Consider the following 18,826-nt stretch of genomic DNA (forward strand, 5'->3'; position numbering starts at 1 on the left):
CAGCAATTCAGCGGCCTGTTAAGTCGGGCTGCCGCTCGACGTTGAGAAAAATGTGCCTCGACTTCATCATCCGAGACGTCCGCTCGAGTATCGTTCAGCGCTTCAAGTACCTTGGTGCGAAACCAGGCGTCATGGGCCTCACTGCCTGAAAGAAGCTCCAGCGGCAGCGCACCCTCGTTGGCGGTCCGGGTTAGTAAGATACGAACCGCGTCCGATACCGTAAGCCCCATATTTCCAAGCACTGCGGCGGGGGATAACGCTATTTTATGGAACTCGTAGCAACGGCTTCGCTGCAGGCAAGCCAATCGACATCGCAATCGACTGCTCACAGCGGTCTGTGCACTCTCAGTCAAAACTAACTGCAGACGTGGACACGACACCTCCGGCGCTTTCGGCCATGATATTCCTCAAGGTGAGAGGAGAGATCATGCGCTTCAAGAACAAGACGGCCTTGATTACGGGCGGGGGAACGGGAATCGGTGCGGCGGTCGCCCGCCGGATTCGATTGGAAGGTGGGAATGTCACGCTCGTGGGGCGACGTCCCGATCCACTCCACGCAGTTGCCGAAGAGATCGGAGCCACGGTCGTTGTCGCCGATGCAGCCGACGGCGCCAGCATGAAGTCTGCCGCCCTAGCCGTTGCCGCGCAGTTCGGCAGCCTGGATATTCTCGTGGCCAATGCCGGCGGCCATGGTGTCGGCCCTACTGTCAGCATGTCAGACGAGACTTGGGATCTGGCGACCAGGCTCAATCTCAACACGGCCTTCGTCAGTGCGCGCGAAACGCTGCCGCATTTGATCGAGAGCAAAGGTAATATCGTCGTGATTGCCTCGATCGCGGGGCTTTTTGCCGGTCCGGATGCCGCAGGCTACGTCACCATGAAACATGCTTGTATCGGCCTGGCGAAGTCGCTGGCTCGGGACTACGGCCGCCTCGGCGTGAGGACCAATACCGTTTGCCCCGGCTGGGTGACGACGGCGATGGCCGACGAGCAGATGGAATTCATCATGGAAAAATTCAAGCTGAAGAGCATCGAGGACGCTTATGCCCTTGTGACGAAGGACGTGCCGCTCGGCTGTCCCGCAACGCCTGAAGATGTCGCCAATGCAGTCTGCTTCCTGGCCTCGGCGGAAGCCGCAATGGTCAACGGCGCCATCCTGACCGTCGACGGCGGAGCCGGAACTGTCGATCTGCCCACGCTCGCATTCACCTGAGGAGGAGACTATAATGAACCAGAATCCGAAAGACTGGAAAACCTACGATCAGTTCGCATACGGGATCGACGCAAACCGTCTGCCGGCGACGAATGCCCTTTCCGGCTCATCCCACACGATCGTCTTTGACGATGGTCGCAAGCTTCAACTCACCTTCCACGAAGACAATGTGCAATGGTCGGACGGCGATGACAGCGCAACCGACACGGTCGAAGTCATCGAGGTCGCGCCCGACACCTTCTTCGTCGAAGTCATTTTCGCGGGGCGACCCAAAGAAGCCGAGACCTTGATCCTGAACGTTTCCAGCCGCCGCGTTCTCTCGATCTATTCGATTGTTCGCGAAAAGGAGCAATCCGTCGGAGAGCCGCAGGTGGCGCAGATTTTCCGACCCGGTATTCTCGAAGGGGGCGCAGTCAGCGGACCGGTGCCTGCCGAAAGCCGGGATCTGATCGGGCTAAGGGCGCATTTCACCTATAGCCCGAACCACGTCTACGAACATACCTATCTCTCGTCGCAACGCTATGCATGGCAATGCCTTGTCGGCGTGCAACGCGGGCACGGTGACGTCGACCTGACGACCACCTACAAGTTCGACGATGATCAGTACATCTTCACCTTCCGCGAATTCAAGATCGCTGTCGCCTCGACATTCTTCTACAATTTCAAGGATATGCGTTCGACAGGCAAATTCCTTGGCATCACTGGTGATGGCCATATCCAGAACAGCCCGGCCGGCGCCTTCATCCGCAAGGCGTCGATGACCTACTATCTCCCCGGGCAGGAACCAGTTTGAGGCAGAACGATGCGCACAGCCTATGAAATCGTGAAGGCACACTACGACGCCAACGCGCGCCGGGATATGGACGGCATGCTTGCCGACATCGCCGCCGATTGCCGATGGACGGAAATGGATGGCTTTCCCTGTGCCGGCACCTATGTCGGCCCGCAAGAGGTTTTCAAAAACGTTTTCTTCGTACTCGGAGAAGCCTTCGACGGCTACACGTTCGCCCTGGAACGGCTGCTGGATGCAGGCAGCGACGTGATCGGAATCGGTGATTATGCCGGGACTTACAGACAGACCGGCAAGTCCTTCAAGGCGCGTGTCGTTCACGTCTGGAGCGTCGCAGACGGCAAGATCCGGCGCTTCGAACAATTCACCGACACGTTGCGTGTAGCGGACGCAATGCGATAAACGCGTGGCGGCCTCGCGAATTCACGCCGGGCCGCCCTTTCTCCAATCGGAGGGCGAAAGCGCATAGCGGCCACGAAACGCCCGGGAGAAATGCGCGCTCGAAGAAAACCCAAGCGCAAAGGCAATCTCCGATATTTCGCCCGGGCGGCATGCAGCGTCCCGTAGTCGGGACGCGGCTCTTTCCAGCCGCAGGCTCCAGATATAGTCGGCCGGCGTCGTGCCATCGGCCTCAAATGCACGATAGACGTAGCGAATGGAACAACCCATACGGCGCGCGATCATGCCGACATCGAGATCGGGCTGCGAGATGTGGTCCGAGACAAAGTCCTTCACACGCCGTCGCAGCAGGTCAAGGGAATGGGCGCTTGATCGTTCCCGCTGCGGATCGACGCCGATCATGGTGCGAACGAGCTCGATCATCGTCTGGCCGAGGCTGGCACGCGCCGTGTCATCCAACCTGCCGCTCTCCCGGATTGTCGAATCCATCAGCGAAAGCAGGATGCGCTGCATCCCCGCATGTTCAGGCATGGCGACAAACGGCTCCATCAGCCGGTTGACCGCTTGAACTGGAAGCGCGCGACGCGGCAATTGCAGGAGAAGCAGGCGGACAGCCGTTCTGTTGGTCAGCACATAGGGACGGCTTGGATCATACATGATGCTCGCGCCGGCGCCGACTGGAACGCTACGGCCATTTTGGTTGAGGGACGAAAAGCCATGTGTCTGGAAAACCAATTTGATGGCATCGGGAGAGTCCGAGCTGAGGGTCACGCGCTCGCCAAAAACCGTGTGCGTATCGGCTTCCAGCAGCGTCAGGCGGCAGGTGCCGAGCATTGCTGACAACAGCCGGCTTTGATCTTCGTCACCCGATTGAAAATCGAGCCGCACATTGCCGAACAAGCTGCGGGCAACGCTCGGAAAATCCCTTCCCCCTGCAACTTTGACGGATGAGAAAACCGGTTCCATGCTGTCTTCCTCATGAGGTCAGGTAGCCGCCGTCGACCGGCAGGCAGACGCCGGTTATGTAGCGTGCTGCCTCGGACGACAGGAAGACGATCGCGTCGGCGACTTCCGCCGCCTCGCCCCATCGTCCCGCCGGTATGCGGTTTCTGATCGGCGCCGAAACGACTTCATCGGCAAACAATGCCCGGCTCAGCGGCGTTACGATCCAGCCTGGCGCGACGGCGTTGACGCGGATATTCTCCGCCGCAAATTCCTGCGCCAACGACTTTGTGAGTTGTACGATCGCTCCCTTGCTGGCCGAATAACCTGGCCGATCGGCCGCGCCGAACGTCGAATACATGGACGCAATGTTGATGATGGACGAACCGGATTTCATCCGGCTGCGGCCCAAGCGACAACAATCCATCACGGACGTCAGGTTGATTGCTATGACCTCATCGAACTTCGCTTTCTTCCATTCGTCGCGATCGCGGCTGACACCGGTGCAATTCACGAGCACATCAATCTGATTGAGGCTCGCGAAGAAATCGTCGAGAGCGCCGGGCTGAAGGACGTTGATGTCCCGGCTCTCGATCCGCTCGCTGCGTGGTCCGCCGGCGGCGCCAAGGCCGCAGCAGACGACCCGGGCACCGAGCGCAGCAAAACTGTCAGCCGTCGCAGCCCCAATGCCCGATGTTCCGCCAGGGATAACGACCGTGCGGCCGGTAAAAAGATCGTTGGCAAAGGTCATCGTCTCTCCTTGAGATCAGCTGGCGAGATAGGCGCCATGCAGGATTTCGGGATTGGCCCTCAACGTCGCGGAAGCACCGTCATAGACCAGCCGGCCGCGCTCCATGACCATCGCGTGATCGGCCAGATCGAGAGCAAGGTTGGCGAACTGTTCGATCAGGAGCACGCCGATGCCGTTTTGGGCCGCTATCTTTAGTGCTTCCGCCAGCCGCTTGACCACAGTCGGCGCCAGCCCAAGCGAAAGCTCATCGACCACCATGAAGCCTGGCTTGGCGATAAACGCCTGCGCCATCGCGACCATCTGCTTCTGCCCCCCGAGAGATCGGAAGCCAGCTGGCGTTTGCGCTGGGCAAGTTCGGGAAATATTTCATAGGCTCTTTCGAGTCCCTCGCGGCGGGCGGAAGGCGATCCATCAAAGGCAGCAACGAGAATGTTGTCTTCCACCGAGAGCTGGCCCAGCACCCGATGACCCTCCGGCACCAGCGCCAGGCCGGCCCGGCGGATGCGATCGGGAGAAAGCCCGGTGAGCGACGTCGCGTCGAGCCGCATTCTGCCGCCAGCGATAGGCAGGACGCCAGCAAGCGCCATAACGGTGCTCGACTTACCGGCGCCGTTGGCACCCAGCAACGCGGTGATTTCTCCGCTTTTGATGGCAAAGGAGACATCGTGGATGACCCGTTTGCCACCGCGCTCGACCGCGAGATTTTCAACGACCACGGATGAGATCGCTGCCATCAGAATTCCCCCAGATAGGCGCGACGCACGTTCGGGTCGGCAAGCACCGCTTCCGTCGGCCCCAGCGCCAGCAGCTTTCCATAATCGAGCACCATCGTCTCGCTGCACATCGCCCGAATGAGCTCGACGTCGTGATCGATCACCAACACTTGCGCTCCGACTTCGGCGGGGATGCGCAAAACGAGTTCGCGAAACATGCCACCCTCCTCTACCGTCAGGCCGGCGGCAGGTTCATCGAGCAGGATGAGCCTGGGATTGCCGATCACGCATTTGCCGAGCTCGACCAGACGGCGCTGGAACAGATTGAGCGACTGGCCGAGCTTATCGGTCACCGTTCGGAGGCCGACAAAAGCAAGAGCGGCATCAATGGCCGCGGCGCGATTTAGCGGCGCCACTACATGATCCGCGATCGCGGCGAGATTGCCCGACACCGTCAGATCCTCGACGACCTGCTCCGTCTGGAAAGACCGGCGAAGGCCGGCGCGCACCCGCTGCAGCGGTGCAAGGTCGAGCAATTGATCGCCATTCAGTGCGACGCTGCCACGAGCCGGCCTGACGAAACCTGAGAGAACATTGAGCAGGGTTGTTTTACCCGCACCGTTCGGGCCAATCAGACCGGCGATTGGCGCAGCAAGCGTCGCAGTCAATTCATTGATCGGCTTGACGCCGCCGAACTGGACGACAAGGTTGTCGATGGCGATCATCGCGCCCTCTCCTTTGCCGAACCGAATCGCAGCCGGGCGATCAGCGAGGCGATCTGTCCGGCGATGCCGGATGGTGCCGTCGCCAACGCCTGGAACAGAGCGACGCCGAAAATACCGATGGTCACATATCCATCGATCCCGAGATCGGTCAGCAGCGCCGGCACCGCCCGCAGCAGCAGTCCGGCAATCAACGCTCCGTACCAGTTGTAGACGCCTCCGACGATCGCCAGGGCGAAGAGGTTCAAGCTTTCGAAGGCGCCAAACGCACGACCATCGAGCTGACCGACATTTCCGGCAAGCAGTGCACCAGAAACGCCCGCGAGGAAGCCGCTGAGCGCGAATGCCCATGCCTTGTAGGTCAGCACATTGACGCCGCTTGCAATGGCGACCGTCTCGCCCTTGCGGATCAGAGCCCAGGCGCGGCCGGGTCGTCCCAGTTTGTGCCATTGGGCGATCAGCAGAGCGATGGTCGCGGCAATGCAAACATAGAGGAAATAGCCGACGGCTCCCTCGGCGACTTCAGGCCGGGGGAGCATAGCACGGCCGGAACCGTCGGCGCGGCCGAGAAAACCGTTGCCGCCGTCGGGAAAGCCCCAGGCGCTGATGATGATCTGAAACGCTCCCGCGAGCATCAGCGTGACAAGGGCAAGATAAAGCCCCCTCAAGCGCAGCGCCGGCAAGCCGAAGGCAAGGCCGACCACGGAAGCGACGATGCCTCCGGCCAGAAGGCTGATTTCGAACGGCGGGTGAAAGGCGTGGCCGACACGAAGCGTTACCCAGCCGCCAACCCCGACGAGCGCGAATTGGCAGAGCGAGACGAGGCCGAGCTGCCCATAGAGGATCGCCAGCCCCGCCACCGAGAGCGACAGCGCCACCGCCGACGTTGCGGCCGACAGCCAGTAGGAATTGGCAAGACACGTAACCACGGCAGCAAACAGAGCCATCGTCGCGGGAACGTGAAGAAGCTGTTTGGGAAACCGGGTCACCGGAACGCGCTCCGGTAATGCCTGTATGGTCTGCTGCGAAGTCATCATCGGTCCTTCAACACGGCCTTGGCCGTACTCCCCAAAATCGTGACCGCGACGAGCGCGATAATGAAAGGTGCGGCCGCGCGATAGGGTGAGATCCAGCCGACCGGGGTGAGCGCAGCTTCGGCAATGCCGATCAGAAGCCCGGCGACGGCCGTTTCCCAAAGCGAGCGCAACTGGCCGAGAATTGCCGCCGCGATTGCTGGGATCACCAGCAAAGTCAGGAACGTGCCCTGGAGGCGGACGAGGTCGGCAAGCAGCAGGCCGGCGAAACCGGAAAAAATGCCGGTAATGACCCATGCCGCCGTTTCTGTGTAGAGAATGCGAACACCGAGAATTGCGCTCAGGTCGCGGTCGTTGGCCAAGGCTCGCATGTCAAGGCCCAGGCGCGTCCGATTGAGCAGCAGGGTGATCGCGCCGACCATCACCACAGCAAGCAGGATGGCGATGATGCGCGTGTAAGTCAGGCGAACGCCGAAGAGGGAAACGAACATCTGGTCGGTCGGAAACTGCAGGCGACGCGGCAGCTCACCCCAGATGATCCCCATCAAGGCGATCAGCACCAAGGCCGGCGCCAAGGTCCCGACGGCACGCACGACCGTATCGCGATGCGATAGCATAGGTGCAAAGATCCGCCCGTAAAGGAAGCTGATGGCCGTAGACACGACGACGGCCGCCGGGATGGCGACGGCAAGCGGCATTTTCCATTCGAGAAGCTGCCAGGCGCAGTGCGCGCCGATAGCACCAAACGCACCGAAAGCGAAGTTAAGGACCCCGGTTGCCCGAAAGAGGATGACAAGGCCGACGCCTGAGAGGGCATAGACGGCCCCAATTCCGAGACCCGATATGAGAAATGGTAAGAAGGTCATGAGGGGATTCCGATATGGCGACCGAAGAGACGGCGGACATCATCCCGTGGCTCAGGCCACGGGATGACGCGGAATGCCTCGATTTACGGAGCAAGTCCGGCGCTCTTTTCAAAGGCGCGGATGTCAGCCAGCTCCGGATCGGGGGATGGCGCGCAATCGGAAATCACCTTCCACTTGCCGCCTTCGCTGACTGCCATGCGCGTCGTTGAATTTGCATTGTGGCGCGGCTGACCATCGCCGAAATACCAAGGCGCGCAGAAAATATCGCTGGCAAAGCCCTTGACCTGCCGGATGGCGGCACTGGTGCTTTCGCGCGTGATGTCCTTGGGATCAAGTGACATCAGTGCCTTTTCCGCAATACGGGCAGCAAGATATCCGGCCTGGGCGAACGTATCGCGCGGATCGGAAGACTGGCCATATTTGTCCATGACGGCAAGCCAGTTCTGATTGTCGGGCGTCGCGGCTTCGAGATCGTTGAACTCCATGTTGACATAGAAGTTTCCATCCCAGCCTGCGCCAATTGTACCGGGCACCGAAAGGTCATAAGCCGATGCGGCACTGAGGAACTTGATGGTCTGGTTGAGCCCCTGTTCTTCGGCCGCGGTCAGAAGCGGGATCGTGACGCCCTTGGGAAGGCCGAGGATAATGACATCAGGCTTGGAAGCCGCCGCCTGCAGGATGATCGAGGTCGAGTCGGCCGTACCGGGATCCATCAGGATCGTTTCGGCCGTAAAGCCTTTTTCCTTGGCCAGAGACTTAATGCCGTCGCAGGACCATGTACCGACATTCGGGATGTTCGGACCGATGCAAACGACCGACTTCGCCTTGAGCTGATCCAATGCGTAGCCCATGGCGCCCAGCGTGGAGACGCGGGGTCCGGCATTCGTCGCTGCATAGTTCTCGGCAAAGAAGCATTCGCGAGGAACGCCGACCCCAGCGACGACGAGAATGCCGGATTTCTTGTAGAAATCGGCGTTTGCGCCACATTCGACAAAGCTCGAATTGCCGACCATCAGCACCGCCTTCTCGTCGTTGACGAGCTTGGCGGCCAGTTGAGCGGCCGTCTCCGGATTCCACTGATCGTCTTCGACCAGATATTTGACCGGTCGCCCCTTGATGCCGCCATTGGCGTTCAAGCAGTCGAAATAGGCGTTGGCGGCCCTGGTCGAGTTCGAAAAATCGTCCGGACCGGTTTTGCCGGTGATCGCACCGATCACAATCGGTTCACCGGTCGCGGCTTTGCCGTTATTGTCGCCGCAGGACGCGGCTGCATGGGCACTGAATGCCGAAAACAGCGTCAGGCCGAGGCCGATTACCAGCCCCCTCATATCTATTCTCATCGTTTCCTCCTCCAGTTTCCGTTATTGTCCGCACTCCCCGCGAACGTCTTCCATCGTAGAATCTCTGCCTCAGCCGGCGATCGCCTTGCCTGTCATGAAGGCGGCCGCGCGCGCCGCAATCATCATCACCGGAGCGTTGGTGTTGCCCGATACCAACGTCGGCATCACCGATGCGTCGCATACCCTCAGACCTTCGACGCCGCGCACCTTCAGATCGACCCCGACGACCGCCATCGGATCGTCTGCTCGCCCCATGCGCGCCGTGCCCGCCGGATGGAAAACGGTCTTGGCGGTCCGACGGATGTAGTCGCGCAATGCCGCGGGATCACTTTCAACACCCGGTTTCGGCAGGACGCGTCGCTTGATAAGCTTCGCAAGTGCTGGCGCATCCAGAATGCGGATCGCTGTCTCGACACCGCGCACCAACGTATCGAGGTCGGCCGGGTCTGAGAGGAGATTGGCGTTGAACTCCGCCCTGTCGTTCGGGTCGGCGCTTCTGAGGCGAATGGTGCCGCGAGAGCGCGGCCTGAGGTAACAGGGGCCGATGCTGAGACCATGACCGGGTTCGGGATCGCGATCGACGAAGCCCACAAGAACTGGCAGCACATGGAACTGAACATCCGGCTGGCCCGTGCCGGCGGTATCGACGAAACCACCGCATTCGACGACGTTCGATGAAAGCAGGCCGCGATGCGACAGCAGGTAGCGCGCCATATGTCCGACCGCGCGAATCCCGCTGTCATGCCCGAGGATGGAGATCGGCTCGTGGGTTTCGCCTTGAACCGGCGCTTCGAGATGATCCTGATAGTTTGCGCCGACGCCCGGCAGGTCGGCCACCACATTGATGCCGTGAGAGCGGAGATGCTCGGCCTCGCCAATGCCCGAAAGCTGCAGGATTTTGGGTGTCGCGATCGCACCCGCCGTCAGGGCGATTTCCTTGGAAGCGCTGAATATGGTGCCGTCCTGCAGCTCGACACCCGTCGCCCGCCGACCTTCGAACAGGATGCGGGCGACCTTGCGTTCGGTCAGGATCGTGACGTTCGGCCTTATCTCCGCGTCGCGCAGGAACGCCTGCGCGGAACTCCAACGACGCCCCCGGTAAGTCGTACTCTGATAGAACCCGACGCCTTCCTGGTCCGCACCGTTGAAGTCCGGATTATACGGAATGCCGACTTCCGTGGCTGCCTGAATGAAGGCTTCGCTCAGCGGATGGCGGTGACGAGGGTTCGAGACGTGCAGGCCGCCGCTGCGGCCATGAAATTCGCCACTGAGGCTCTCGTTATTCTCAAGCGATCGGAAAGCCGGCAGCACATCGTCGTAGGACCAGCCGTGACACCCCATCTGCGACCACGTATCGTAGTCGTTCCTGTGGCCACGGATGTAGATCATCGCATTGACGGAACTGCCACCGCCGAGCACGTTTCCCTGCGGGGTAATGCAAGGGCGGCCGTTGAGGCCCTTCTCCGGCTCGGAGGCATAGGGGTGAATGTCGACACCCTTGCCGAGAACCTTAAAGAAGGTCGCTGGAACATGGATCCAGCGGTCCGTGTCACGCCGACCGGATTCGATCAGCAGGACCTTATTTTCCGGGTTCTCGGAGAGCCGGTTTGCCAACACACAGCCGGACGATCCGCCACCGACGATGATATAGTCGAAGTTCGCCATGGCTCAGCTCAACACCGTCTGGATTGTGGTGAATTCCTTCAGCCCTTCGGCGCCGAACTCTACACCGATGCCCGATTGTTTGACGCCACCGAAGGGGGCGTTCGGCTGGATCGTTCCGTGCTTGTTGATCCATACCGAGCCGCATTCGAGCTGCATTGCATAGCGCTTGGCCTTTTCGGCGTCCGCCGACCAGACAGAGCCGCCTAGCCCGGCGGGATTGGTGTTGGCGCGAGCGATGACCTCATCGATATCGGTGTAACGAATGATCGGCAGTGCCGGCCCGAACTGCTCTTCGTCGACGAGACGAACACCATGGTCGACATCGGCAACAAGCGTGATCGGATAGAAGTAACCCGGCCGATCGATCGGCGTGCCGCCGGCGAGAATGCGGCCGCCATTGGCGCGCGCATCATCGACAAGTTCGCGAACTTTGTTGAACTGCATTTCGTTCTGGATCGGGCCAAGAATGCTGGTTTCATCAAGGCCGTCGCCGATCACGATCCTGCCGGCGTAGTCGGCAAGCCGTGCACAGACGTCTTCATAAATGCTGTCGTGCACGTAAAGGCGCTTCAGCGCTGCGCAGGTCTGGCCGTTGTTGATGAAGGCTCCCCAGAACAGGCCCTCGGCGATCTGCGCAGGATCGGCATCGGGAAGCACGATACCGGCATCGTTGCCGCCAAGCTCGAGCGTCAGGCGTTTCAACGTCGCGACAGCCGAAGCCATGACCTTCTTGCCGGTCTCGGTCGAGCCTGTGAAGGTCATCTTGGCGATGCCGTCATGGGCGGAAAGTGCCGCGCCGATGCTGTTTTCGCCGGTGATGACATTGACGACGCCGGGCGGCAGCACTTCATTCATGATCTCGACAAGACGGATCGTCGAAAGTGGCGTCAGCGGCGATGGCTTGATGATGACCGTATTGCCGGCTCGCACCGCTGGCACGATATGCCAGCAAGCGATCATCACCGGCCAGTTCCAGGGTGTGATCGAACCAACGACGCCAATCGGCTTGCGATGCAATTCGACACGCCCTTCATTGTCGTCCTGCAGAATTTCGATGGGCAGATTCAGCTCTGCCGTATGGCGTGTCCACGCAAGTGCACCGCCTATTTCAAACCGGGAACCGAGACCATTGAGAGGCTTGCCCTGCTCCAGCGTCAAAAGGCGTGCAAGTTCCTCGCCATTGGCTGCGATCTTTTCGGCAATGGCGCGACAGGCTGCCTGGCGCTCTTCTTCCGACGCCTGGCTCCAAGTGCGAAAGGCGACTGAGGCTGCGGCAACGGCATGGTCGAGATCCGCCGGCGTCGCCAGCGGCATCTGACCGACGACTTCGCCGGTCGATGGGTTGCGAACCTCGGCATAGGTTGCGGTCTCGATGCGTGCTCCGCCGATGAACAGACTGTACTGCTTCACGATTGGCTCCTCCCTGAGCTTTGGAAGGAGTATGACGGGGCAGAAGAAAGCCGTCTTGGGCAGGAGCGCGCCGCGACTTGGTCTGAAACGCAACAGGCCGTCGGCTCATCAAGTATTCAAACCGCCCTATTGTGCGGTTGATGTCACCGGCCTGAGCAGATCGGTCGGCGCGCAGTCGAACAGATCCTTGAAGCTGCGATTGAAATAGGAAATATCATTGAAGCCGGCCGAATAGGCGACTTCCGCGATCGTCCTTGGGCTTCTTTGATCTTTGATCTGCGCGATCTTTTCACGCACGAGGCGCAACCGCTTGTCACGGATGACCGTGGTGCAGGTCATGCCAATACCTTGAAAATCCTGCTGCAACGTGCGGATGGATACGCCGATCCGTGTCGCCAGCCACTTGGCGCAGAGATCGCTCTCGGTCAGGTGTCGGTCGATCAGTATGTCGACCATTTCCAGCCGCCGCGAAGCGCTGTCGTTAAGAGCGGACATGGCGTCGCCGTTTGAGACGAAGGCCTGTCGCGTTGCATTGAACATCAGGTGCCGCAGATTGGCAGACGCGGCATCCGATGCCGAATTGGACATAATCTTTGCCACCAGCGCACGCAGCATCATTGCCATCGGGTCAAAGGCCTCGAGCTTGCGGGCGATGTCGAAATCGATCGGGCTTTCGGCATACATGATCTGGCGAGGCAAATGCAGCGACAGATGATTGCTGAACTGTCCACCGAAATGGAATGTCGTCGGCCGGGTCGAGTCGACGAGAATGCAATCACCGACATCCAGGACTGCCTGGTGGCCGACGTGCTCGAGACCACAGGACCCTTCGAGCTGCATGATGAGAAAAAGGTGTTCGTTGGCGTCTCGGCGAATGTCATCCCAATCTCGATGGACGCGATCGAGATCATTGGAAACATGGGCGAACTCCATACCGCAGACATCGATACGCCGGGCTGCCCCCGTTACGGCCTTGCCGCTCTCCATTGCTTTCGGATTGAAGTTGCCGCAGATCGATTGGAGATCACTGGTCCATTGATCATAGGGAACGGTTGCCCATGCGTGTTGCATCAGGGCCTGGTTGTTCAAGAGCTCCAACTCTGCCTCCCAACAGTGTCAGTCAACGACATGTCCGTCTCGCGCGACTCTCCCACAAGCGCAAAAAGGCGGCAACACCTGAGACCGGTAAACTGAAAGAGTGTCGAAGATCGATCGCGCTGTCAATATATTTCACATGTTAACTAGAATGCGTCATTCCGACTCTTCTCACCAACTATGTTTCGCCGCCGCCATTCACTGGGCGGCATACCGGTCCGCGCGCGGAAAAAGCGCGAAAAATAGGCGGCATCCTTCAAGCCCACCTCGTAGGCTATGTCCTCGAGCGATCGGATGGTGAAAAGCAACAGCCGTTTGGCCTCGAGCAGGCGGCGCTCGGCGATCATGTCCTTGACGCCCTGGCCGAAAGCCATGTGCCCGGCCTTGGCAAGAAGATGCGGCGTGGTGCCGAGGGTCGAAACGTAGCGCGCAACCGGCCAGTTCTCACGAAAATGCCGGTCGATCAGCCGTCGAAGGTCACCAGCAAGCAGGCGTTGTGGCGATTGTGCCAGCATCGGCGCGTCGGACGCCAGGCGTCGGATCTGGGTCAGCATGGCGGCAACCAATGGTGAAAGGATCGTATCGGCCTGGCCTCTCCCCTCGGAGTACTCCTCCAGAATTAGTTGCATGGTCCGCCGAAGTCTCTCCCAGAACGCTTCCGCGCCCTGCCCCGTCACCATCACCGGGCGATCCAGCGGCAGCGTCGTCTGACCGGCGATCGACGGCAGCAGACTGTCGGCGATCGACACGACGACCGCGTCTGAAACAAGCGGATCGACGTTGAAGCCGTGGATGACGCCGCTCGGCACGAAGCTGACGGCAGGCGCCAAAAAGTCCAAACGTTGATCTTCTATGAAATAGGATCCGCTGCCGCTGGTCCAGAAAGTGACCTGCATCATCCGATCATGCTTATGGGCTCGAACCTGACCGGAATGGAGATTTGCTCGCGCCATCACCGTTTCGACATGAAGAAATCCGATCTCCAAAGGGCGGTCCGGTTCGCCGTAAACAAAGAAACTTGGGACGATGTCGCTCATGCTGGCCGCCGTAAAAAGTACAAGTGATTTCCCTATTCTGTCCATGGTGGAAGGCGAACGCAAGGACTAGCATTTGTCTCAGATCAAGGGAGGACGACATGCGATCAGAGGATTTCCGGGCCGATACCAAGCGGCCCTTCACCGGTGAGGAATATCTGGCATCCCTTCGTGACGGGCGGGAGGTCTACATCAATGGTGAGCGTGTCAAGGACGTGACCGCGCATCCCTCGATGCGCAATTCCGCCCGCTCGCTCGCCAGGCTTTACGATGCGCTGCATGCGGAAAAGACCAAGGAACGGTTGACATCGCCCACCGACACCGGCTCTGGGGGCTACACCCACAAATATTTCCGTGTTGCAAAGTCCTCCGCCGATCTCGTCGCTCAACAGGGTGCGATCGCCGACTGGGCGCGCATGTCCTATGGATGGATGGGCCGAACCGCCGACTACAAAGCAGCATTGATGAATACGCTGGGCGCCAATGCCGACTGGTACGGTCCCTTCAAGGACAACGCACTCGCCTGGCACAAGCGCGCCCAGGAAGCGGCTCTCTTCATGAACCACGCGATCGTGAACCCGCCGATCGACCGCCACAAGCCGGCGGATGCCGTAAAAGACGTATTCGTGCATATCACCAAGGAAACCGACGCCGGCATCTACGTCTCGGGCGCCAAGGTAGTGGCGACGTCCTCTGCTTTGACGCACTACAATTTCCTGGCACAGAGCTCGGCGACGGTCACGGAAGACCCGTCGCTGTCGGTGATGTTCATCGTCCCAATGAATGCGCCCGGCATCAAGATGTTCTGCCGCGTTTCCTATGAGGAAACGGCAAATCGTGTCGGCACGCCGTTCGACTACCCGCTCTCTTCTCGCTTCGATGAGAACGATGCCATCCTCGTTCTGGACAGTGTCTTCATCCCCTGGGAGGACGTGCTGGTCCTGCGCGACGCGCCGAAGATCCTGTCCTTCCATCCCGCTTCCGGCTTCATGCACGGCTACTGCTTCCAAGGCTGCACGCGCTTCGCCGTCAAACTCGACTTCCTGGCGGGCCTGCTCGCCAAGGCTTTGCGGGCGACCGGCGGCGATGCCTTCCGCGGCAATCAGGCCGCACTTGGTGAAGTCATCGCGTTGCGCCACATGTTCTGGAGCTTCTCCAACGCCATGGCCTACAATCCGATCCCCTGGGCGAACGGCGCAGTGCTGCCCAATCTGGAAGCGGCTCTCGCCTATCGCACTTTCATGTCGGAAGCCTATCCCCGCGTCATCGAGACGGTCCGCAAGGTCGTCGCCTCGGGATTGATCTATTTGCCGTCCTCGGCCAAGGATTTCGGCAATCCGGAGATCGACCGCTATCTCGGCCAGTATGTGCGCGGCTCCAACGACATGGGCCATATCGAACGCATCAAGATCATGAAGCTGTTGTGGGACGCAACCGGAACCGAGTTCGGCGGACGGCATGCGCTCTACGAATTGAACTATGCCGGAGCGCCGGAAGAAGTCCGGCTTCAGGTACTGAAGGGGGCCGAGCGTGGCGGACGGTTGCGCGAAATGGAGGCCTTGGTTGATACCTGCATGAGCGACTACGACGAGAACGGCTGGACCGGCGATACCTGGTTGCCGCCGATCGGCAATGCAGACCAGTTCAAGTCCGCTGCTGAATAGGAGGCGACCATGGAGGAGGCCTTTTCCAAAACCGAGTTCCGCAACGCCATGGCGCGCGTTTGCGCGCCGGTCAACGTCATCACCACCAATGGTCCCGCCGGTCGCGGTGGGTTCACGGCGACCGCCATGTGCAGTGTGACCGACGAGCCGCCGACGCTGCTCGTGTGCATGAATAGCCGATCCGCCCAAACGGCACTGTTTCTGGAAAACCACCGGTTCTGCGTGAACGTGTTAAGTCATGATCACAGAGATCTGGCCGGGAAATTTGCCGGCGCAACCGCCGATATGGAGGCGCGCTACGCCTCTGCGGAGTGGGTCGCAATGCCTTCGGGCACGGATGCTCTCGCGGATGCGATCGTCTCATTTGATTGCGAGCTGTCCGAGGCAAGACTTGTCGGCAGCCATCACATCTTCATCGGGCGGATCGCTGGCATCAGATCCCGCCCCGATGGGCATGCGTTGCTGTATTTTGACCGGAATTACGTTCATGTCCCGACGCAACTTGGCAGCTTCGGAGGTTGAGGCGGGTGAGCTGTCGGCCGCCTTGCCATAACAAGTCGGAGTCGCCGGCTACTTGTGCAGCATCGCTAATTCGTCAAGCATATCCAGCAGCGTATCGATCCGTTCCCGACCAAACCGCTGCTCCAGCGCCGTGTAAATCATACGGCTGTCTGGGCTGACTTCATTGATGACTTTCAACCCGGCGGCCGTGATCTCAAGAAGAATACGGCGACCGTCTTCAGCATCCTTGGTCTTGGTGATGAAGCCACGTTCCTCCAGGGACCGGATGATCCGCGTCAGGCTCGGGGCAAGAATGAAGGCCCGTTCCGACAGCTCCGAGGCATCCAATGTTCCGGCTTCCGCCAGAATGCGGATCACTCGCCATTGTTGTTCGGTCACGTCATGCAGCGCCAGCATCGGACGGAAATGCCCCATAACCGCCTCACGCGCCCGAAGCAGCGCAATCGGCAGCGAGCGGCGGGTGTCACGGGGAAGAAGAGCGTCCTGCACTATGCCGTTCGTCTCAGGGCTTTGTCGGGTCATAATGGTTCTATGGATCAATTTTTTGCGGCGCGCAACGAGGCGAGCGCCCCGCACCGTTGACAACCCCGCATAGATTGTTAACATGTTAAATATATAAGTCACTGTGGCGCGGGAGGAACGATGCCGCATTTCACGATGGACTATTCGGCCAATCTCGATCGAACCGTGGACTTCGACGCGCTTTGTCGCGTGGTTCATGCGGAAATTCTGAAAACGGGCCTGTTCGAGGTCGGCGCGGTGCGGGTGCGCGCCATTCGGTGCGAGGCCTATGCGATCGCGGATCTCCTTGCTGAGAACGCCTTCATCGACATGTCCTTCCGTATCGGCGAGGGGCGCAGCGAGGATGACAAGCGCCGGACCGGTGAGGCAATCTTTCAGGCGGTGACGCAGCACCTGGATAATCTTTTCCAGACGCCGCACTTTGCGCTGACGCTTGAAATCCGCGAGATCGATCCCGCGTTCAGCTGGAAGAAAAACGCCATTCATCCCCGTCTTCGCAAAGCAAACAGCTAGGCAGCCCAGCCACAATCCAGACGCAGCAAACGGAAAAGCGCGGCACAATTGCCTCGCGTCCGGCGCTGCAAGACCAGCAATATCGGAGAAAAAATGTCGACATTTGAAAACAACATTGCAAAAGCGGAGGCCTATCTGGCCCGCTTCCGTGAGCAAGGCGTGCTGAACCATATCAATGGCGAAGCGGTGCCGGCCGCGGACGGCACGACCTTCGATATCATCTCTCCCGTCGATCTGAAGGTGCTGGCGAAAGTCGCGCATGGCAAGGCGGCCGATGTGGACCGCGCAGCGAAGGCAGCGAAGGCGGCTTTCCCCGCCTGGGCGGCAATGCCGGGCGATGCGCGCAAGGCGCTGCTGCACAATATAGCCGATGCCATCGTCGCGCGCGCCGAGGAAATCGCTTTCACGGAATGCATGGACACCGGCCAATCGCTGAAATTCATGGCAAAGGCTGCGCTGCGTGGCGCAGAAAACTTCCGTTTCTTCGCCGATCGCGCCGCAGATGCTCGCGATGGAAAGAGCTTGCGTGCGAACGGCCAGGTCAACATCACCAGCCGCGCCCCAATCGGCCCGGTCGGCGTCATCACGCCGTGGAACACGCCGTTCATGCTGTCGACCTGGAAGATCGCACCGGCGCTTGCCGCCGGCTGCACCATCGTCCACAAGCCGGCGGAGTTTTCACCGCTGACGGCGCGGCTGCTGGTCGAAATCGCCGAAGAGGCAGGCTTGCCGAAGGGGGTCTGGAACCTCGTCAACGGGCTTGGCGAGGATGCCGGCAAGGCGTTGACCGAGCATCCTGCCATCAGAGCGATCGGCTTCGTGGGTGAAAGCCGGACCGGCTCAATGATCATGAAACAAGGCGCCGACACGCTGAAGCGGGTACATTTCGAACTCGGCGGCAAGAACCCCGTCATCGTCTTTGCCGATGCCGATCTGGAACGCGCCGCCGATGCTGCCATCTTCATGATCTATTCGCTGAACGGCGAGCGCTGCACCTCATCCTCCCGCTTGCTGGTGGAAGAAAGCATCTACGACCGGTTCACCGCGATGGTCGCCGAGAAGGCCGAGCGCATCAAGGTCGGCCATCCGCTCGATCCCGAAACCGTCATCGGTCCATTGATCCATCCCGTCCATGAGAAGAAGGTGCTGGATTATATCGAGATCGGCAAAGAGGACGGGGCGACGGTTGCCGCTGGCGGCACGAAATTCGAAGGACCGGGTGGCGGATGCTACGTATCCCCCACCCTCTTCACCGGCGCCAACAACCAAATGCGTATCGCCCAGGAAGAAATCTTTGGGCCTGTTCTGACCGCGATCCCCTTCAAGGACGAGGCCGATGCACTCGTTCTTGCCAACGACGTGCAATACGGCCTGACGGGCTATCTCTGGACCTCGGACGTCACCCGTGCCTTCCGCTTCACCGATGCGCTGGAGGCCGGGATGATCTGGGTGAATTCGGAAAATGTGCGCCATCTGCCGACACCTTTCGGCGGCGTCAAGAATTCCGGTATTGGCCGGGACGGCGGTGACTGGTCCTTCGATTTCTACATGGAAACCAAGAACGTTGCTTTCGCCACCACGGCGCATGCGATCCAGAAACTCGGCGGCTGAACGCCCGGCGCAGATCTAAA

At 60.1% G+C, this 18,826-nt stretch carries 18 protein-coding genes and 2 pseudogenes; 7 read left to right on the forward strand and 13 right to left on the reverse strand.

The features are described 5' to 3' along the window. Positions 1-20: 20 nt before the first annotated feature. Positions 21-305, reverse strand: a pseudogene (locus tag BA011_RS42480) (type II toxin-antitoxin system RelB/DinJ family antitoxin); the annotation flags it as partial. Positions 306-427: 122 nt separating this feature from the next. Between BA011_RS42480 and BA011_RS29025 the strand changes: the two are divergent. Genes BA011_RS29025 through BA011_RS29035 form a run of 3 tightly spaced genes read left to right on the forward strand, consistent with a single transcriptional unit; the run spans position 428 to position 2,405 of the window. Further along, positions 428-1,213: an SDR family NAD(P)-dependent oxidoreductase gene (locus BA011_RS29025; RefSeq protein WP_065283365.1), complete on the forward strand. Its 786-nt coding sequence runs from the start codon at positions 428-430 to the stop codon at positions 1,211-1,213. 13 nt (positions 1,214-1,226) lie between these two features. Beyond that, entirely contained in the window at positions 1,227-2,006 is a 780-nt protein-coding gene (locus tag BA011_RS29030) for a MoaF C-terminal domain-containing protein (protein ID WP_065283366.1), read from the forward strand. Between the two features lie 9 nt (positions 2,007-2,015). Next, positions 2,016-2,405 (forward strand): nuclear transport factor 2 family protein, encoded by a 390-nt coding sequence (locus tag BA011_RS29035; protein WP_065283367.1) that lies wholly within the window; start codon positions 2,016-2,018, stop codon positions 2,403-2,405. Positions 2,406-2,426: 21 nt separating this feature from the next. On the opposite strand, the gene BA011_RS29040 is transcribed toward BA011_RS29035, so the two are convergent. The 11 genes and pseudogenes from BA011_RS29040 to BA011_RS29090 all read right to left on the reverse strand — a co-directional run bounded on the left by BA011_RS29040 (position 2,427) and on the right by BA011_RS29090 (position 14,022). Then, complete coding sequence (locus tag BA011_RS29040; protein WP_065283368.1) at positions 2,427-3,368, reverse strand: helix-turn-helix domain-containing protein; 942 nt, start codon at positions 3,366-3,368, stop codon at positions 2,427-2,429. A 10-nt stretch (positions 3,369-3,378) separates the two neighbouring features. Continuing rightward, positions 3,379-4,095 carry an SDR family NAD(P)-dependent oxidoreductase gene (locus BA011_RS29045; protein WP_065283369.1) on the reverse strand — a complete coding sequence of 239 codons (717 nt, stop codon included), beginning with the start codon at positions 4,093-4,095 and terminating at the stop codon, positions 3,379-3,381. A gap of 15 nt (positions 4,096-4,110) precedes the next feature. Further along, positions 4,111-4,829 (reverse strand): annotated as a pseudogene (locus BA011_RS29050) (ABC transporter ATP-binding protein). Next, a complete protein-coding gene (locus BA011_RS29055; RefSeq protein ID WP_065283370.1) occupies positions 4,829-5,533 on the reverse strand; it encodes an ABC transporter ATP-binding protein in 705 nt (234 codons plus the stop codon). Before BA011_RS29055 ends, BA011_RS29050 begins: the two are co-directional and overlap by 1 nt. Continuing rightward, positions 5,530-6,567, reverse strand: a complete 1,038-nt coding sequence (locus BA011_RS29060; RefSeq protein ID WP_186806576.1) for a branched-chain amino acid ABC transporter permease — start codon at positions 6,565-6,567, stop codon at positions 5,530-5,532. The genes BA011_RS29055 and BA011_RS29060 overlap by 4 nt, the downstream gene beginning before the upstream one ends. Further along, the gene (locus BA011_RS29065) at positions 6,564-7,430 is read right to left on the reverse strand and encodes a branched-chain amino acid ABC transporter permease (protein WP_065283371.1); all 867 of its coding nucleotides are present in this window, start codon (positions 7,428-7,430) and stop codon (positions 6,564-6,566) included. The genes BA011_RS29060 and BA011_RS29065 overlap by 4 nt, the downstream gene beginning before the upstream one ends. Positions 7,431-7,513: 83 nt before the next feature. After that, on the reverse strand, positions 7,514-8,770 hold the full coding sequence (locus tag BA011_RS29070; RefSeq protein ID WP_065283372.1) for an ABC transporter substrate-binding protein: 1,257 nt from the start codon (positions 8,768-8,770) through the stop codon (positions 7,514-7,516). Between the two features lie 69 nt (positions 8,771-8,839). Then, complete coding sequence (locus tag BA011_RS29075) at positions 8,840-10,435, reverse strand: GMC family oxidoreductase (protein WP_065283373.1); 1,596 nt, start codon at positions 10,433-10,435, stop codon at positions 8,840-8,842. 3 nt (positions 10,436-10,438) lie between these two features. Continuing rightward, entirely contained in the window at positions 10,439-11,845 is a 1,407-nt protein-coding gene (locus BA011_RS29080; RefSeq protein ID WP_065283374.1) for an aldehyde dehydrogenase family protein, read from the reverse strand. Positions 11,846-11,971: 126 nt separating this feature from the next. Then, positions 11,972-12,916 (reverse strand): helix-turn-helix domain-containing protein, encoded by a 945-nt coding sequence (locus BA011_RS29085; RefSeq protein WP_420493444.1) that lies wholly within the window; start codon positions 12,914-12,916, stop codon positions 11,972-11,974. Between the two features lie 170 nt (positions 12,917-13,086). Further along, positions 13,087-14,022, reverse strand: coding sequence for a helix-turn-helix domain-containing protein (locus BA011_RS29090; protein WP_065283376.1), 936 nt, complete (start codon positions 14,020-14,022; stop codon positions 13,087-13,089). A 53-nt stretch (positions 14,023-14,075) separates the two neighbouring features. On the opposite strand from BA011_RS29090, the gene BA011_RS29095 reads away from it, so the two are divergent. Next, positions 14,076-15,638 (forward strand): 4-hydroxyphenylacetate 3-hydroxylase N-terminal domain-containing protein, encoded by a 1,563-nt coding sequence (locus tag BA011_RS29095; RefSeq protein ID WP_065283377.1) that lies wholly within the window; start codon positions 14,076-14,078, stop codon positions 15,636-15,638. A gap of 9 nt (positions 15,639-15,647) precedes the next feature. Then, complete coding sequence (locus BA011_RS29100) at positions 15,648-16,160, forward strand: flavin reductase (RefSeq protein WP_065283378.1); 513 nt, start codon at positions 15,648-15,650, stop codon at positions 16,158-16,160. 48 nt (positions 16,161-16,208) lie between these two features. Here BA011_RS29100 and hpaR read toward each other — a convergent pair whose 3' ends face one another. Further along, positions 16,209-16,682, reverse strand: coding sequence for a homoprotocatechuate degradation operon regulator HpaR (hpaR, locus tag BA011_RS29105; RefSeq protein WP_065283379.1), 474 nt, complete (start codon positions 16,680-16,682; stop codon positions 16,209-16,211). 120 nt (positions 16,683-16,802) lie between these two features. On the opposite strand from hpaR, the gene BA011_RS29110 reads away from it, so the two are divergent. After that, the gene (locus tag BA011_RS29110; protein ID WP_065283380.1) at positions 16,803-17,195 is read left to right on the forward strand and encodes a 5-carboxymethyl-2-hydroxymuconate Delta-isomerase; all 393 of its coding nucleotides are present in this window, start codon (positions 16,803-16,805) and stop codon (positions 17,193-17,195) included. A gap of 93 nt (positions 17,196-17,288) precedes the next feature. After that, entirely contained in the window at positions 17,289-18,806 is a 1,518-nt protein-coding gene (gene hpaE / locus BA011_RS29115; RefSeq protein WP_065283381.1) for a 5-carboxymethyl-2-hydroxymuconate semialdehyde dehydrogenase, read from the forward strand. The last annotated feature ends 20 nt before the right edge of the window (positions 18,807-18,826 follow it).

Origin of the sequence: Rhizobium leguminosarum (assembly GCF_001679785.1) — a bacterium.
Taxonomy (GTDB): Bacteria; Pseudomonadota; Alphaproteobacteria; order Rhizobiales; family Rhizobiaceae; genus Rhizobium; species Rhizobium leguminosarum_R.

Excerpts from the sequence above, each read along its gene's own strand:
- BA011_RS29070 (WP_065283372.1), bottom strand. The coding sequence starts at position 8,770 with ATGAGAATAGATATGAGGGGGCTGGTAATCGGCCTCGGCCTGACGCTG.
- hpaR (WP_065283379.1), bottom strand. The coding sequence starts at position 16,682 with ATGACCCGACAAAGCCCTGAGACGAACGGCATAGTGCAGGACGCTCTT.
- BA011_RS29110 (WP_065283380.1), top strand. The coding sequence starts at position 16,803 with ATGCCGCATTTCACGATGGACTATTCGGCCAATCTCGATCGAACCGTG.
- BA011_RS29035 (WP_065283367.1), top strand. The coding sequence starts at position 2,016 with ATGCGCACAGCCTATGAAATCGTGAAGGCACACTACGACGCCAACGCG.
- BA011_RS29055 (WP_065283370.1), bottom strand. The coding sequence starts at position 5,533 with ATGATCGCCATCGACAACCTTGTCGTCCAGTTCGGCGGCGTCAAGCCG.
- BA011_RS29075 (WP_065283373.1), bottom strand. The coding sequence starts at position 10,435 with ATGGCGAACTTCGACTATATCATCGTCGGTGGCGGATCGTCCGGCTGT.
- BA011_RS29095 (WP_065283377.1), top strand. The coding sequence starts at position 14,076 with ATGCGATCAGAGGATTTCCGGGCCGATACCAAGCGGCCCTTCACCGGT.
- BA011_RS29060 (WP_186806576.1), bottom strand. The coding sequence starts at position 6,567 with ATGATGACTTCGCAGCAGACCATACAGGCATTACCGGAGCGCGTTCCG.
- BA011_RS29100 (WP_065283378.1), top strand. The coding sequence starts at position 15,648 with ATGGAGGAGGCCTTTTCCAAAACCGAGTTCCGCAACGCCATGGCGCGC.
- hpaE (WP_065283381.1), top strand. The coding sequence starts at position 17,289 with ATGTCGACATTTGAAAACAACATTGCAAAAGCGGAGGCCTATCTGGCC.
- BA011_RS29090 (WP_065283376.1), bottom strand. The coding sequence starts at position 14,022 with ATGGACAGAATAGGGAAATCACTTGTACTTTTTACGGCGGCCAGCATG.
- BA011_RS29040 (WP_065283368.1), bottom strand. The coding sequence starts at position 3,368 with ATGGAACCGGTTTTCTCATCCGTCAAAGTTGCAGGGGGAAGGGATTTT.
- BA011_RS29025 (WP_065283365.1), top strand. The coding sequence starts at position 428 with ATGCGCTTCAAGAACAAGACGGCCTTGATTACGGGCGGGGGAACGGGA.
- BA011_RS29030 (WP_065283366.1), top strand. The coding sequence starts at position 1,227 with ATGAACCAGAATCCGAAAGACTGGAAAACCTACGATCAGTTCGCATAC.
- BA011_RS29085 (WP_420493444.1), bottom strand. The coding sequence starts at position 12,916 with ATGCAACACGCATGGGCAACCGTTCCCTATGATCAATGGACCAGTGAT.
- BA011_RS29045 (WP_065283369.1), bottom strand. The coding sequence starts at position 4,095 with ATGACCTTTGCCAACGATCTTTTTACCGGCCGCACGGTCGTTATCCCT.
- BA011_RS29065 (WP_065283371.1), bottom strand. The coding sequence starts at position 7,430 with ATGACCTTCTTACCATTTCTCATATCGGGTCTCGGAATTGGGGCCGTC.